This window comes from Rhizobium sp. BK176 (assembly GCF_024808055.1).
Genome location: NZ_JANUBV010000003.1, coordinates 268,850 through 282,277 on the forward strand (window position 1 = coordinate 268,850; position 13,428 = coordinate 282,277).

Annotated in this window: 15 protein-coding genes; 5 read left to right on the forward strand and 10 right to left on the reverse strand. The window is 59.6% G+C overall.

The annotated features are described in order from the left end of the window. Positions 1–15 precede the first annotated feature (15 nt). Positions 16–687, forward strand: coding sequence for an outer membrane lipoprotein carrier protein LolA (locus FHT76_RS14020; RefSeq protein WP_183755125.1), 672 nt, complete (start codon positions 16–18; stop codon positions 685–687). Between the two features lie 125 nt (positions 688–812). Next, positions 813–1,616 carry an exodeoxyribonuclease III gene (gene xth / locus FHT76_RS14025; protein ID WP_259126902.1) on the forward strand — a complete coding sequence of 268 codons (804 nt, stop codon included), beginning with the start codon at positions 813–815 and terminating at the stop codon, positions 1,614–1,616. A 5-nt stretch (positions 1,617–1,621) separates the two neighbouring features. Here the strand turns inward: xth and FHT76_RS14030 are convergent, their stop codons facing one another. Both FHT76_RS14030 and FHT76_RS14035 read right to left on the reverse strand, forming a co-directional pair. Then, on the reverse strand, positions 1,622–2,077 hold the full coding sequence (locus FHT76_RS14030; RefSeq protein WP_183863758.1) for a cyclic nucleotide-binding domain-containing protein: 456 nt from the start codon (positions 2,075–2,077) through the stop codon (positions 1,622–1,624). Position 2,078: 1 nt separating this feature from the next. Beyond that, on the reverse strand, positions 2,079–2,762 hold the full coding sequence (locus FHT76_RS14035) for a response regulator transcription factor (protein ID WP_016556671.1): 684 nt from the start codon (positions 2,760–2,762) through the stop codon (positions 2,079–2,081). Between the two features lie 143 nt (positions 2,763–2,905). On the opposite strand from FHT76_RS14035, the gene FHT76_RS14040 reads away from it, so the two are divergent. Both FHT76_RS14040 and FHT76_RS14045 read left to right on the forward strand, forming a co-directional pair. After that, on the forward strand, positions 2,906–3,454 hold the full coding sequence (locus FHT76_RS14040; protein WP_405049265.1) for a L,D-transpeptidase: 549 nt from the start codon (positions 2,906–2,908) through the stop codon (positions 3,452–3,454). 138 nt (positions 3,455–3,592) lie between these two features. Then, positions 3,593–4,423 carry an aldo/keto reductase gene (locus FHT76_RS14045; RefSeq protein WP_183863757.1) on the forward strand — a complete coding sequence of 277 codons (831 nt, stop codon included), beginning with the start codon at positions 3,593–3,595 and terminating at the stop codon, positions 4,421–4,423. Between the two features lie 53 nt (positions 4,424–4,476). Here the strand turns inward: FHT76_RS14045 and FHT76_RS14050 are convergent, their stop codons facing one another. From FHT76_RS14050 to rplS, 6 genes are all read right to left on the reverse strand, one after another. Further along, positions 4,477–5,013 (reverse strand): histidine phosphatase family protein, encoded by a 537-nt coding sequence (locus tag FHT76_RS14050; RefSeq protein ID WP_183863756.1) that lies wholly within the window; start codon positions 5,011–5,013, stop codon positions 4,477–4,479. 110 nt (positions 5,014–5,123) lie between these two features. After that, a complete protein-coding gene (leuC, locus tag FHT76_RS14055; protein ID WP_016556667.1) occupies positions 5,124–6,533 on the reverse strand; it encodes a 3-isopropylmalate dehydratase large subunit in 1,410 nt (469 codons plus the stop codon). A gap of 244 nt (positions 6,534–6,777) precedes the next feature. Further along, on the reverse strand, positions 6,778–7,599 hold the full coding sequence (locus FHT76_RS14060) for an amino acid ABC transporter permease (RefSeq protein ID WP_183863755.1): 822 nt from the start codon (positions 7,597–7,599) through the stop codon (positions 6,778–6,780). Between the two features lie 22 nt (positions 7,600–7,621). Continuing rightward, positions 7,622–8,419, reverse strand: a complete 798-nt coding sequence (locus tag FHT76_RS14065) for a transporter substrate-binding domain-containing protein (RefSeq protein ID WP_183863754.1) — start codon at positions 8,417–8,419, stop codon at positions 7,622–7,624. 201 nt (positions 8,420–8,620) lie between these two features. After that, positions 8,621–9,499: an aldo/keto reductase family oxidoreductase gene (locus FHT76_RS14070; protein WP_259126901.1), complete on the reverse strand. Its 879-nt coding sequence runs from the start codon at positions 9,497–9,499 to the stop codon at positions 8,621–8,623. 187 nt (positions 9,500–9,686) lie between these two features. Next, positions 9,687–10,223, reverse strand: a complete 537-nt coding sequence (rplS, locus tag FHT76_RS14075; RefSeq protein WP_016556661.1) for a 50S ribosomal protein L19 — start codon at positions 10,221–10,223, stop codon at positions 9,687–9,689. 347 nt (positions 10,224–10,570) lie between these two features. On the opposite strand from rplS, the gene FHT76_RS14080 reads away from it, so the two are divergent. Further along, positions 10,571–12,025, forward strand: coding sequence for an NCS1 family nucleobase:cation symporter-1 (locus FHT76_RS14080; protein ID WP_259126900.1), 1,455 nt, complete (start codon positions 10,571–10,573; stop codon positions 12,023–12,025). Between the two features lie 39 nt (positions 12,026–12,064). Here the strand turns inward: FHT76_RS14080 and trmD are convergent, their stop codons facing one another. Beyond that, positions 12,065–12,745 (reverse strand): tRNA (guanosine(37)-N1)-methyltransferase TrmD, encoded by a 681-nt coding sequence (trmD, locus tag FHT76_RS14085; protein WP_183863751.1) that lies wholly within the window; start codon positions 12,743–12,745, stop codon positions 12,065–12,067. 8 nt (positions 12,746–12,753) lie between these two features. Further along, complete coding sequence (rimM, locus tag FHT76_RS14090) at positions 12,754–13,323, reverse strand: ribosome maturation factor RimM (protein WP_183863750.1); 570 nt, start codon at positions 13,321–13,323, stop codon at positions 12,754–12,756. Positions 13,324–13,428 lie beyond the last annotated feature (105 nt).

Consider the following 13,428-nt stretch of genomic DNA (forward strand, 5'->3'; position numbering starts at 1 on the left):
ATAAAGGAGACATAGATGAACAACTCCAATTCCGTCATGGACCGCATCTCGCTGACCCGGCGCCATCTTCTTGGCACGCTGGCCGTCGCTGCGGCGTCGGCAATCCCGATTGCGGCCTATGCGCAGGCGGCGGCCGCTGCTTCCAGCGCCTCTACCGCGCAGGCGATTGCGGACCACTTCTCAAGTGTTGCGACGATGCAGGGCGAATTCGTCCAGTTTGGCCCGCGCGGCGAGCAGACCGGTGGGAAGTTCTATATCCAGCGCCCCGGGAAGCTGCGCTTTAACTATGACAACCCATCGCCTATCCGTGTCATCGCGGACGGAAAGAACGTTGCCGTTGGCAATATGAAGCTCAAGACGTGGGATTTGTATCCATTGTCGAAGACGCCGCTCAGCCTGCTGTTGGCACAGCGGATCGACCTCTCGGCAGGCTCCGTGAAGAGCGTGAAGCAGGAATCCGACCTGACGACGATCGCGCTTGGCAACAACACGATCTTTGGTAACTCGACGATTACGATGATGTTCGATCCGAAGACCTATGATCTCCGTCAGTGGACGATCACCGACAACCAGGGCAAGGACACCTCCGTCATGGTGTTCAACGTCAAGACCGGCATCCAGTTCGACGACAAGGTGTTCAGGGTGCCTTACGAAGTGATCCCCGGAACGGCCGCCTACCGAGATTGATTTCCCGCTGTTTTGTCAGGACAACGCCCTGCAATCTTACAGGGCGTTTTTCTTTGCGCGCATCCGTTCCATAGCGACAGCCTTTCCTCTAAAGCCAGTTCGTCCGGTTTTTGAAAGGCAATGGAATGGGCTTCTCGGTCACGACTTGGAATATCAACTCTCTGCGGTTGCGCATGCCGATCGTCGAGCAATTCGTCCTCAAGCATAAGCCAGACATACTTTGCCTCCAGGAAACGAAGGTGCCAAACGATCTGTTTCCTGCCTCGCCGCTACGCGCGATGGGCTATGAACACATTATCATCCATGGCCAAAAGGGCTATCATGGTGTTGCCATTGCCTCACGTGTCCCGCTCGTCGAGGATCACCGTCAGGACTACTGCAACGTCGGTGATGCCAGGCACATCTCCGCCGTCTTCGAGCGCGGAGGCCGGCGTATTCGCCTGCATAACTTCTATGTGCCGGCCGGCGGCGACGAACCGGATCGGACGATCAATCCGAAGTTCGGGCACAAGCTCGACTTCATCGAGGAAATGAAGCAACTCAAGGCGAACGGCGAGACGAATACCTCAGCAATCCTTGTCGGCGATCTCAATATCGCTCCGCTCGAGCACGACGTATGGTCGCATAAGCAGCTGCTCAAGATCGTCAGCCACACGCCGGTGGAGACCGAGGGCCTTCTCGAGGTCATGCAGCGGGGCGCCTGGCTCGACCTGATGCGCCAGCACGTTCCGGAGAATGAAAAACTCTATACGTGGTGGAGCTATCGCGCCAAGGATTGGCAAGCAGCTGATCGCGGCCGTCGGCTCGACCATATATGGAGTTCAAAGGATCTCGGGCCACACCTGCAGCGCATCGATATTCTGAAGGAAGCGCGCGGATGGGAACGGCCGTCCGACCATGTGCCAGTAACCGCGCACTTCAATCTCTGATCTGCTCAGACGAAGCGGTGGAGCTGTGCCACTGCTTTGGCCGCAAGCTCGGCGATGTTGTCCCGAATGCGGCTCTCGATCAGCCGGGCAGCCTCCGGGTATTCCTCGATAAGCCGGTGGAACAGCGAACGCGTGATGCGAATGATGCTCGTGTCTTCGGTTGCAACGGCCGTGAACTTGCGCTCGACCAACGTGATCAGCGCAAGTTCGGACAGAAGCGTGCCAGGTCCGACCGTGCTCTGGACGTCAGGTTGGCCATCGCGGCCGGTCCGGCTGAGTTCGACGCCGCCAGCGAGGATGACGTAGGCGCTTTCCGCCGGCGAGCCTTCGCGGAAGAGCATCTGGCCTGCCGAAATGACGCGTCGATCCGCGCCGAAGGCGATCAGCCGCAGCTGATCCTCGGACATCCCGTGGAACAGCGGCAGCTGCGACAATAGCCGGATGTCATCGTTCAGAGCCATGCTACGGGATGATCTTGTAGCCGCCGTTTTCTGTCACCAGAATCTCGGCGTTGGATGGATCGCGTTCGATCTTCTGGCGCAGGCGGTAGACGTGGGTTTCCAACGTGTGCGTGGTGACGCCGGAATTGTAGCCCCACACTTCTTCCAGGAGCACGTCGCGGGTGACGACCTTCTGCTCGGCGCGATAGAGGTAGCGAATGATTGCCGCTTCCTTCTCCGTCAGCCGGATCTTCTGGCCGCTGTCCATCGTCAACAGCTTCTGGCTCGGCTTGAAGACATAAGGGCCGACGCTGAAGGTGGCGTCCTCGCTTTGCTCGTGCTGGCGCAGTTGCACGCGGATGCGGGCAAGCAGGACAGCGAAGCGGAAGGGCTTGGTAACGTAGTCGTTGGCGCCCGCTTCGAGGCCGAGGATGGTATCGGAGTCCGTGTCATGACCGGTCAGCATGATGATCGGGGCTTTCAGTCCGCCCTTTCGCAGCAGCTTGACGGCCTCGCGTCCGTCCATATCGGGCAGCCCGACGTCCATGATGAGCAGGTCGATCGGCGTTGATCGCGCACGCTCGACGCCCTTGGCCGCCGTTGTTTCCTGAAGCACCGTGAATTCGTCGTAGAGCGAAAGCTGTTCCGTGAGTGTCTCGCGGAGGTCGTCATCATCATCCACCAAGAGAATGGTGCGTGCGGTCATGCGGCTCTATCCCTCGCCTGCGGTCCCTCACTCCTACGCCAATTCGCTAGCATTGGCAAAGATTGGGCAACCGAGCTGTTGTCGTATACGATGCTATATGTTTTCAATCGTAATCCTAGCAATCGCAACCACATTTGAGAAAAATGGAGAAAACAAGGCGTCCGAGACCGATACAGTCGACGACCCTCGTTGTTCGTCCTGCACCAGGCAAAAAAAGTAGGGCCCTGATCAAGTTCGGTACGATTATCGTGCCGGCCGCAATCGGTCGGTCTGGCCGAACGGTGCTCAAGCGTGAGGGAGATGGGGCCACTCCTATTGCCTCGATGAAGCTACTTTCCGGCTTTCGTCGCGGCGAGCGACCCACGCGTCTTGAGTCACCGCTTGCGATTCGCCGTATTCGTGGCGATATGCTGTGGTGCGACCAACCTGATAACGCCAACTACAACAGGCTAGTCAAAGCACCGTTTCGGCCGAGCCATGAGGAAATGAAACGCAAGGACGCCCTCTATGACGTCTGCCTCGTCATGGACTGGAATATCACCTCGCGAGCGCGCAATCGCGGCTCGGCGATCTTCTTCCATCTGATCAAGCCCGGCTACGAGCCGACCGCTGGGTGCGTGGCCGTTCACCAAAGAGACATGCGGCGCCTCTTGCCGTTCTTGCGCAAGGGGACGGTCGTGCGCGTTCTTTGATCCGCGGGGGTGATAAACCAGCCCCGCCGACCTATATGCCCTTTCGACCGGCGCACGGGCTGAAATGCGCGCAGGGAAATCCGCAACCGCGGCTTCAATCACGCCCCGTCCAATTCTTCAAACTTCCGGAGACATATTGTGGCACAGCAACCCATCATCACTTTCCATGACGGACATTCAATTCCCCAGGTCGGCCTCGGCGTCTGGCAGACGCCCCAGGAGATCGCCGCACCGACGGTGCGTTCAGCCATAGCGGCTGGCTATCGGCACATCGACACGGCGTCCGGCTACGACAACGAGGAAGGCGTCGGCGAGGGCATCCGCTCGTCCGGCCTCGATCGCAAGGACATTTTCGTTACCACCAAGCTCCGCAACACCGATCAGGGCTACGACGCGACCATGCGCGCGTTCGAGGGCAGCCTGAGGAAGCTCGGCATGGAGTATGTCGACCTCTACCTCATCCACTGGCCGTCGCCGCACCGTGGGCTCTATCGCGAAACCTGGAAGGCCTTCGTGAAGATCAGGGAAGAAGGCCGTGCTCGTTCGATCGGCGTTTCGAACTTCTATCCGGATCATCTCGAACAGATCATCGGCGATACCGGCGTCGTTCCCGTCATCAACCAGATCGAGTTGCACCCCGATTTCCAGCAGAAGGCTGCGCAGGAAGCGCACAAGAAGCTGAACATCGCCACCGAATCGTGGAGCCCGCTCGGTCAGGGCAAGTTGATCGCCAATCCGGCGATCGGCGAGATCGCCAGGAAGCACGGAAAAACACCGGCTCAGGTCATCATTCGCTGGCATATCGACAGCGGCCTTGTTGTCATTCCGAAGTCGGTTACGCCGTCGCGGATCGAGGAGAATTTCAAGGTCTTCGATTTCAAGCTGGATGCGGCCGACATGGAGGAAATCGCCAAGCTTGACGACAAGAGCGCCCGCATGGGGCCAGATCCATATACGGCCAATTTCTGATCGAAACTCTGCTCTCCCTTCTCTCTATTTCGAGGGAGGGGAGAGACGCCACCTCAGGCAAGCGAACGTGGCGTGATGAAGCGTTCCAACATGCCACTTCGCGGCTTCAGATCCTTCCAGCGATCGGCATCGAACTCGATCACCGCAAGTGCGGCCGTCGGGAATTTCTCCCTGATGCGAGCGCATGCGTCGGCATCGCCTTCGCCGATCAAACCGTCTGCGAGATCCTGAAAGCCGGGATTGTGCCCGATCAGCATAAGCGTCCGAACCTTGGGATCGATGGTTTGTACGACAGCCGCGATCTTTGCGGCAGAAGCTTCGTACAAGTCCTCCGCATCACGCTTTGCGATCGCAGACGGAAGCTTTTTGGCAAGAAGCCCCCAGGTCTCCTGGGTGCGCCGAGCCGAGGACACCAGAACCAGATCGGGGATAAGCTTTTCACGCGCGAGATAGCGGCCCATCAACGGTGCTGCCTTCTCTCCGCGACCCGCTAGCGGGCGATCGTGGTCGGGCACGTTCTCCGGCCATGCGGATTTGGCGTGACGAAGAAGGAGCAGGCGTCGTTTTGTGGACGGTTTTGCAGCGCTCATATGCTCACCTGAAAGGTGCTAAGGTTCGAACGCGGCTATTGTCTCACCGAATGCGTCCGGTGTCTGCTGAGGTGGCCTCCCCGTCGTTTCCGAGGGGAGGCCGTCATGTCTTAGTTCCACTCGCGGATATCGACGAAGTGGCCGGCGATCGCGGCGGCAGCGGCCATCGCCGGAGAAACCAGGTGGGTACGGCCCTTGAAGCCCTGGCGGCCTTCGAAGTTGCGGTTCGAGGTGGAAGCGCAACGCTCGCCCGGCTTCAGGCGGTCGTCGTTCATGGCGAGGCACATGGAGCAACCCGGCTCGCGCCAGTCAAAGCCGGCTGCCTTGAAGATCTTGTCGAGACCTTCCTGCTCCGCCTGTTCCTTCACGAGGCCGGAGCCCGGAACGATCATGGCGTTGACGGTCGAGGCGACGGTCTTGCCTTCGACAACCTTGGCAACGGCGCGCAGGTCTTCGATGCGGCCATTCGTGCAGGAGCCGATGAAGACGCGGTCGATGTTGATCTCGGTGATCGGGGTGCCGGGCTTCAGGCCCATGTAGTCGAGCGCACGCCACTTGGAAGCACGCTTCGTCTCCTCCGGAATTTCGTCCGGGTTCGGAACGACGCCCTGAACGGAGATGACGTCCTCCGGCGAGGAACCCCAAGACACAATCGGGGGCAATTCGGCGGCGTTGAGCTTCACAACGCGGTCAAAATGCGCGCCTTCGTCCGACTTCAGAGTCTTCCAATAGGCGATCGCTTGCTCCAGCGCCTCGCCTTTCGGCGCGCGCGGCTTGCCCTTGATGTATTCGAAGGTGGTTTCGTCCGGCGCAATCAGCCCGGCGCGGGCGCCGCCTTCGATCGACATGTTGCAGATGGTCATGCGGCCTTCCATCGACAGCGCGCGAATGGCTTCGCCGGCGTATTCGATGACGTAGCCGGTGCCGCCGGCGGTGCCGATTTCACCGATGATGGCAAGAACGATGTCCTTGGCGGTGACGCCGGCAGGCAGCTGCCCGTCAACCTGCACCAGCATGTTCTTCGCCTTCTTCTGGATCAGGGTCTGCGTGGCGAGCACGTGCTCGACCTCAGAAGTACCGATGCCATGGGCGAGCGAGCCGAAGGCGCCGTGCGTCGAGGTGTGGCTGTCGCCGCAGACGATCGTCATGCCGGGCAGGGTGAAGCCCTGTTCAGGTCCGATGATATGGACGATGCCCTGCCGCTTGTCGTTCTCCGAGTAGTATTCGACATTGAACTCGGCGGCATTGATGGCGAGCTGCTCGACCTGAATGCGGCTCTCTTCGTTCTTGATGCCGAGATGCCGGTCGGGTGACGTCGGAACGTTATGGTCGACGACAGCCAGCGTCTTTTCCGGCGCGCGAACCTTGCGGCCAGTCATACGCAGGCCTTCGAAAGCCTGCGGCGAGGTGACTTCGTGGACCAGGTGGCGGTCGATGTAGAGAAGACAGGTGCCGTCAGCCTGTTCATCAACCAGATGGTCGGCCCAGATCTTGTCGTAAAGGGTACGCGGTGCGCTCATGGCGTTGTGTCCGTATTGAATGCGTATGGAGAGATAGAGTTTGGGCGGACAAGGCTCCGCCGGCCGTCATTCGATCAACGAAGTCGGCTGTTGAGTGCACCGGACACCGACGCAAAGAAGCGTGCCGGCAGGCGGTAATGATCCTGCAGCACGAAAATATGCGCGCCAATGCACTTGAACTTGGATTCCATGGGCCGTCACATATCAATTTTTGGCGACGGCGGCAATTCGAATCATGACGCCGTTATCGCCCGTCTCTTCTGCGCATCCGCTTCTCGACCTGGCGCAATGCAAGCGACAGGCCGATCGTCAGGATGAGATAGATGTAGGTGACGATCGAGTAGGTTTCAAAGAAGCGGAAGGAGCCGGAGGCGTAGATTTTTCCCATCTGGGTGATGTCGGACACGCCGAGGACCGATACCAGCGACGAGTCCTTGACCATCGCCACGAAGTCGTTCGATAGCGGCGGAAAGATCACCTTGATGGCCTGCGGGAAGACCACGAAGCGGAAACGGTGATAGCGCGAGAGGCCGAGCGCCTTGGCGGCCTCGATCTGCCCCTGATCGACTGACTGGATGCCGGCGCGGAAGACTTCGGCGATGAAGGAGGAGTAGCCGATCATAAGCGCGATGATCGCTCGCCACATCAGCGAGAAGTCGCGCACCATCACCGGTTCGCTGAAGCCCGCCTGGACCAGTGGACTGGTCAGGAAGTTGTAGGCGGCGACGATGCCGGGGGCGCCGACGAAGGCGACGTAGAATAGCAGCACCAGCATCGGCACGCCGCGGATGACTTCGACATAGAAGCGGGAGATCTGGCGAAGCACGACACTGTCGGACAGTCCGAGCAACGCGATGCCAAGGCCAAGAAGGGTCGCGAGCGCAAACCCTACCAGCGTCACGAAGATGGTAACGCCGACGCCATTGAAGACGGTGCGGAAGACCTGCGCGTAGATGTCGTTGGTGACGATGACGACGGCAAGGACGATGCCGATCGCGACGAGGGCGACAAGCCACCAGGGGTAGTCGCCCTTACTCTGCCCAACCGGGGCCGGCTGAGGAGCCATTACGTGTTAACCGAAGAAAGGATCATTGTCCCATCTTGTAGTCGAAGAACCACTTTTTGTTCAGCGCGTCGAAGGTGCCGTCCGCCTTGAGGCTGGCGATCGCCGCGTTGACGGGTGCCACGAGATCGGAGCCCTTCGGGAAGATGAAGCCGAAATCTTCGGTGCCGAGCGGGCCGCCGACGACCTTCAGGCCACCGTTCGAGGCATCGACATAGCCTTTGGCGGCGACGCTATCGGTGAGCACGACATCGACGTCTCCAGCCTTGAGGGCCTGAACGGTGGCGCCGAAAGTCTCGAAAAGCTTGATGCGCGGATTCTGCTCGTTGCCGTCGAGGATCTCGTAGACGGCCGTGTAGAAGGGCGAGGTGCCGGGCTGCGCGCCAACGAGGCCTTCATTGAAGGCGCCGAAGGTCTTCGCGTCGTTGAACCGGTTTTCGTCGCCGCGCACCAGCATGAACTGCTGCGAGCGCATGTAGGGATCGGAGAAATCCACCTTTGCCTTGCGGTCGTCCTTGATGGTGATACCGGTCATGCCAATATTGTACTGGTTGTCGGAGACGGCCTGGATCATCGCGTCCCAGCTGGTGTTCTGGTACTCGACCTTGAAATTCAGCCGCTTTGCGATCTCGTTCATCGCGTCATATTCCCAGCCGATCGCCTTGCCGGACTTCGGGTCGACGAACTGCAGCGGCGGGTAGGCGTTTTCGGTCACGACAACGACTGCCTTGCCCTTGAGGTCGGGAAGATCGGCGGCAAAGGTCGCGAGCGGCGACAGGATGAGAGCGGTCAGTCCTGCAAGGACGGCGCGGCGGAACGGCATTAGGTATCTCCCCGAAATATAGCTCGCGAAACCTGTCATAGTTGCGAAGCGGATAGCAAGAGAATTGCCGCATGTCGCCGTGCAAAAACAGAAAAGGCGGCCCCAAAGACCGCCTCTTCCTGCGAAGATTTTTGCGAGATGCATTGCGAGCATCACCGGCCAAGTAACAAGATGGCAACGCTTCCATCACAGCCGCGAAAGCTAGCTCACTTTTGCCGATGCGATGCCGTTCAATTTCGCAATCGCATCGGCGGGCAAGCCAATGTCTGCGACCGCGAGATTCTCCCTGAGGTGGACCCGTGACGAGGTGCCAGGTATGAGCAGGATATTCGGTGCGCGCTGCAGGAGCCAGGCTAGCGCAACCTGCATCGGCGTTGCGCCCAGATCCTCGGCGACGTCCGAAAGCGTGGAGGATTGCAGCGGCGAGAAGCCGCCGAGCGGAAAGAACGGAACATAGGCTGTCTGCTCCACGGCAAGCTGGTCGATCAGCGCATCGTCCTCCCGATGCGCAAGATTGTATTGATTCTGGACACAAACGATCTCGGTGATCTTTCGGCCGTCGGCAATTTGCTTGGCGGTGACGCTGGAGAGTCCGATGTGTTTGACAAGGCCCTGGCGCTGAAGGTCGGCGAGGACCGTGAGAGGCTCCTCCAAAGATCCTTCCGCGGGGCCGTGAACATCAAACATGGCGCGCAGATTGACCACCTCGATCACATCGAGGCCGAGGTTCGTCAGGTTGTCGTGGATCGCCTTCGTTAACGCTTCCCGAGAGAAGGCCGGGTTCCAGGATGCATCCGGGCCGCGTGTCGCTCCGATCTTGGTGACGATCACGAGACTGTCGCTGTAAGGATGCAGCGCTTCCCTGATGATCTGATTGGTGACGTGCGGGCCATAGAAGTCGCTGGTGTCGATGTGGTTGACGCCGCTTTCGATGGCTTCACGCAGAACGGCTATGGCTTCGCCGCGGTCTTTCGGTGGGCCGAAGACGCCCTTGCCGGCCAGTTGCATGGCACCATAACCGAGCCGCGTCACCGCACGGTCGCCGAGTGTGAATGTGCCCGATTTTTCGAGATTGGACATGATCTACTCCGTTTAAAGACGGGGTAGACATAGGGCAGGTTCGGTCTGCTGATAACGCCATGCTTTCCGCACGGGTTGTTCGCAATTCCGGACAATGGTCCTTGGGGGAACTGTCTGCGTATCATCGCACGCAATAAAAAAGGCGACCCGAAGGTCGCCTTTTCCAACAATCCGTGAGGATTGAAACTTATTCTGCTGCCGGCTCGGCCGCTGCTGCAGCTTCTGCTGCTGCCTTGGCTTCTGCGGCTTCCTGAGCTGCCTTTTCGGCCGCGAGCGCCTGAGCTGCTGCAACCTTTTCGGCTTCCAGACGTGCCTTTTCCTCGGCAACGGCCTGGCGCTCGGCGTCGTTGAGCTTGCGGGCGCGCGTGCCGGTGTTCTCGACGATACGAGCCGACTTGCCGCGACGATCGCGCAGGTAGTAAAGCTTCGCGCGACGGACCTTACCGCGGCGAACGACTTCTACGCTTTCGATTGCCGGGGAGTAGACCGGGAATACGCGCTCGACGCCTTCGCCGTAGGAGATCTTGCGAACCGTGAAGTTCTCCTGCAGGCCACCGCCGGAGCGAGCGATGCAAACGCCTTCGTAGGCCTGTACGCGGGTACGGTTGCCTTCCTTGACCTTCACGTTGACGCGAACGGTATCGCCTGGGGAGAATTCAGGAAGCGTGCGCTGGGCTTCGATCTTGGCGACCTGTTCGGCCTCAAGCTGCTGAATGATGTTCATGACTCAACCTCTTTGTTGGTTCAACAGCCAGAGCGCTCTGAACGATCTATCCTTGGTCGAGCCTCAGATATTTGCCGGTGAGGGCAGGAGCGAATTCGTCTGTTTTTCTTTGCATGGTTGATGGGAGTTTTCCCATTCCGGGCGTGCGCATACCGTATTGCGCAGGCTTTGTCACCCCTTCGGCCCGGAAATTTCGCTGCGTCGGCCGATAAAACGCGGCCTTCAACGGCGCTGCACAATATCAAGCCTGTGACTCATTTGATTAAATATTTGTCAAATGCCCAACCGAGGAGCAGATTCTGTTTCGGATCAAATTGTGATCCGTCGGAGTTTTCGGAGGGGAATGAATGACAGTCAGTAATCCGTCGCCCTCGTTATATAACGAGGACCTCGCGCCCGCTCAGGAGAGGAAGTGGGGCGCTTTCAGTATATTCAATGTGTGGACTTCTGATGTTCACAGCCTTTGGGGCTATTATCTCGCCGCCAGCCTTTTCCTGCTGTGCGGCAGCTTCATCAATTTCGTGATCGCCATCGGTCTCGGCTCGCTGGTCATCTTCTTCCTCATGAGCCTCGTCGGTAACGCCGGCGTCAAGACGGGCGTACCGTTCCCGGTACTTGCGCGCGCTTCGTTCGGCACGTTCGGAGCCAATGCCCCGGCTCTGGTTCGCGCCGTTGTCGCCTGCTTCTGGTACGGCGCACAGACGGCGGCTGCATCCGGCGCGATCGTCGCTCTTCTCATTCGCAACGAGAGCATGCTGGCCTTCCATCAGAACAGCCACATGCTTGGTCACTCCACGCTCGAGGTGATCTGCTACGTTGTCGTCTGGGCGCTGCAGCTCCTGATCATTCAGCGCGGCATGGAGACGGTGCGCAAGTTCCAGGACCTGGCCGGCCCTGCCGTCTGGATCATGATGCTTGTTCTCGCCGTCTATCTCATCACCAAGGCCGGCACCTTCTCCTTCGGCAGCGAGATCCCGCGCGACGTGCTGCTTGAGAAGACGAAAGACGCGGGCATTTCCTACGAACCCGGCACCTTCCCGGCTCTTGCCGCCGTTGCCGCCACCTGGATCACCTACTTCGCAGCGCTCTACCTGAACTTCTGCGATTTCTCGCGCTATGCCAAGGACACGAAAACCCTGCGCACCGGCAATCTCTGGGGCCTGCCGATCAACTTGCTCGCCTTCTGCCTCGTCGCAGGCGTTACCACCACGGCTGCGTTCACCGTCTACGGCGAAGTGTTGCTGCATCCGGAAGCAATCTCGGCGAAATTCGACAGCTGGTTCCTGGCATTGCTTGCCGCCTTGACCTTCGCTGTCGCAACGCTTGGCATCAACGTGGTGGCCAACTTCGTCTCGCCAGCCTTCGATTTCTCGAATGTCTTCCCTCGCCAGATCAGCTTCAAGGGCGGCGGCTATATCGCAGCCCTGATCGCGCTGGTGCTCTACCCCTTCGCACCGTGGGAGACGGGTGCTGCACACTTCGTCAACTTCATCGGTTCGACAATGGGTCCGATCTTCGGGATCATGATGGTCGACTACTATCTGATCCGGAAGGGTGAGCTGAACGTCTCAGACCTCTATCAGGAGAATGGCGAGTTCCGCTTCCAGAATGGCTGGCACACGAATGCGTTCATCGCCTTCCTCATCGGCTCGCTGTTCTCGTCGGTTCTCCCGACTTTCACGTCGATCTTGCCGGAATGGTGGGGGACCTATGGCTGGTTCTTCGGCGTCGGCATTGGCGGTGTCGTCTACTACGTGTTGCGCATGGGCACACGTGGCTCCGCAGTCGGCGCTACGAACTGACACCAAACAATGCAATGCCCGGCTTTGGCCGGGCATTTTTCATTCTTCCAACAGGTCCGGGCGTCGTTCGCGAGTCAGCTGCAGCGCCTGCTCGCGGCGCCATTTTTCGATTGCGCCATGATTGCCCGACGTCAGGATCGCCGGGATCTCGCGGCCCTCCCATTCCTGCGGACGGGTGTAGTGCGGATGCTCCAGCAGGCCGCCTTCGAAACTCTCATGCAATCCGGAAAGATCGTTTCCCATGACGCCCGGCAGAATGCGGACGATTGCGTCCAGCACGGTCAGCGCCGCCGGCTCGCCGCCCGACAGCACGTAGTCGCCGATCGAGACTTCTTCCAGCTCGCGCGCTTCGATGACGCGCTGATCGACGCCCTCGAAGCGACCGCAGACGATGATGACGCCATCGCCGGACGCCAGTTCGCGCACGCGCTCCTGGGTCAGCGGCTTCCCGCGCGGGCTCATCAGCAGGCGTGGACGGCTGTCGTTCTCTGAAGCACTGTCGATGGCGCGGGCGAGGACGTCGGGTTTGAGCACCATTCCGGCGCCACCGCCAGCGGGCGTATCATCGACAGTGCGGTGCTTGTCGGTGGCAAAATCGCGAATCTGCAACGTGTCGAGCGACCACTGGCCACGTTCCATCGCCTTGCCGGCAAGGGAATAGCCGAGGTGACCCGGAAACATTTCCGGGTAGAGGGTCAGCACGGTCGCGCGAAACGCCATCGACCGCCTCACTTCTTCTTTTTCGGCGTGTCTGGCGTGAATTTCGCGCTGTCATCCTCGGTATCGACGAGACCGGCAGCCAAGGGATCGATGGTGATCCTGCCGCTTTCGAGGTCGATATCGAGAACCGAGGCTTCCGAGAAGGGGATCAACACGGGGCGCTTGCCGGGACCCTTCAGTTCCAGGAGGTCGCCGGCACCGAAGTCGAAAACGCCGGTCACTGTGCCGTAGCTGACGCCCTGGTCGTCGAGCGCTTCCAGGCCCTCGAGGTCGGCGTAGAAGAATTCGTCTTCCTCCAGTTCCTCGTCCGGCAGGTTGTCGCGCTCGATATAGAGCTCCAGTCCGTTCAGTTCCTCGGCAGCATTGCGATCGTTAATCCCGCGGAAGCGGACGACAACGACGTTCTTCATTTCCCGGATGTCGAGGATTTCGAAGGTACGGCCATCAAGGCTGTGCAGGTTGCCATAGTCGCCGAGGGCCGTCGGGTCGGCAGTGTAGGCCTTGGCGCGCACTTCGCCGCGCAGGCCCTGGGCGCCACCGATCGTTGCCATCAGAACGGGATTTTCAAGCTTTGCCATGACGTCCTTCACATGAAGCCGCAAATCTTGGCTTCTCTTAAACGAAGTGCGGCGGAATGGAAACGAAAACGGGCGGCATGTCGCCATGCCGCCCGTTCGATAAGG

Coding starts and splice junctions, on each gene's coding strand:
- FHT76_RS14020 (WP_183755125.1), top strand. CDS start 16: ATGAACAACTCCAATTCCGTCATGGACCGCATCTCGCTGACCCGGCGC.
- xth (WP_259126902.1), top strand. CDS start 813: ATGGGCTTCTCGGTCACGACTTGGAATATCAACTCTCTGCGGTTGCGC.
- FHT76_RS14030 (WP_183863758.1), bottom strand. CDS start 2,077: ATGGCTCTGAACGATGACATCCGGCTATTGTCGCAGCTGCCGCTGTTC.
- FHT76_RS14035 (WP_016556671.1), bottom strand. CDS start 2,762: ATGACCGCACGCACCATTCTCTTGGTGGATGATGATGACGACCTCCGC.
- FHT76_RS14040 (WP_405049265.1), top strand. CDS start 2,906: ATGGAGAAAACAAGGCGTCCGAGACCGATACAGTCGACGACCCTCGTT.
- FHT76_RS14050 (WP_183863756.1), bottom strand. CDS start 5,013: ATGAGCGCTGCAAAACCGTCCACAAAACGACGCCTGCTCCTTCTTCGT.
- leuC (WP_016556667.1), bottom strand. CDS start 6,533: ATGAGCGCACCGCGTACCCTTTACGACAAGATCTGGGCCGACCATCTG.
- FHT76_RS14060 (WP_183863755.1), bottom strand. CDS start 7,599: ATGGCTCCTCAGCCGGCCCCGGTTGGGCAGAGTAAGGGCGACTACCCC.
- FHT76_RS14065 (WP_183863754.1), bottom strand. CDS start 8,419: ATGCCGTTCCGCCGCGCCGTCCTTGCAGGACTGACCGCTCTCATCCTG.
- FHT76_RS14070 (WP_259126901.1), bottom strand. CDS start 9,499: ATGTCCAATCTCGAAAAATCGGGCACATTCACACTCGGCGACCGTGCG.
- rplS (WP_016556661.1), bottom strand. CDS start 10,223: ATGAACATCATTCAGCAGCTTGAGGCCGAACAGGTCGCCAAGATCGAA.
- FHT76_RS14080 (WP_259126900.1), top strand. CDS start 10,571: ATGACAGTCAGTAATCCGTCGCCCTCGTTATATAACGAGGACCTCGCG.
- trmD (WP_183863751.1), bottom strand. CDS start 12,745: ATGGCGTTTCGCGCGACCGTGCTGACCCTCTACCCGGAAATGTTTCCG.
- rimM (WP_183863750.1), bottom strand. CDS start 13,323: ATGGCAAAGCTTGAAAATCCCGTTCTGATGGCAACGATCGGTGGCGCC.